At 64.2% G+C, this 583-nt stretch carries 1 pseudogene; it reads left to right on the top strand.

What is annotated here, in order from left to right:
- Nucleotides 1-38 precede the first annotated feature (38 nt).
- Nucleotides 39-583, top strand: a pseudogene (locus NKI95_RS34390) (hypothetical protein); the annotation flags it as partial.

The raw sequence follows: 583 nt of genomic DNA on the forward strand, positions 1-583 counted from the left end.
AACCTGACGGCACCCGAAACTTCTCTGACCAGAGGGGCTTGGGCGGGGCCTGGCAGGACTCAAGCGGCGATGAGTACGGTGCCGAGGGCGAAGGTTCCGCCGGCTCCATGCTCTCCGATGCCGCTCGTTCGGTTGCTTCCGTGGCAGGCGGTGCGACTGAGGCTGTGGCAGACGTTGCGAGCGGCGCCAAAGAAAGATTGACAAGCACGGCCGGGCAGGTCGGCTCGGCCGCCACCGATATCACGGGGCGGGTGCGTCAGTCGGCGCAGGACCTGTTCCAGCGCGAACCTCTGGCAATGGCCGCGGTGGGCCTTGCCGTGGGCACAGCCATCGGCGTAATGCTGCCTCACACCGCCGCTGAAGACGCGCAACTCGGCCCCTACCGCGACAAGCTTCGTGACAGTGCCGAGGAAGTCTTTGAAGAAGGCGTGGAGCAAGCCAAGCAGGTCGCCGCCGAAGCATATGAGACTGTAAAGGAAGAGGCTGACCGACAGGGTTCCAGCGGCGACGCCGAGACGTTGGTCGACCGCGTCGAGAAAGTCGTGAAAAAGACGGCAAGCAAAACCGAGGAAGCCATTCGCGA

The sequence above is a fragment of the Mesorhizobium sp. M0306 genome (assembly GCF_040321655.1).
In the GTDB taxonomy this organism is placed as follows: domain Bacteria; phylum Pseudomonadota; class Alphaproteobacteria; order Rhizobiales; family Rhizobiaceae; genus Mesorhizobium.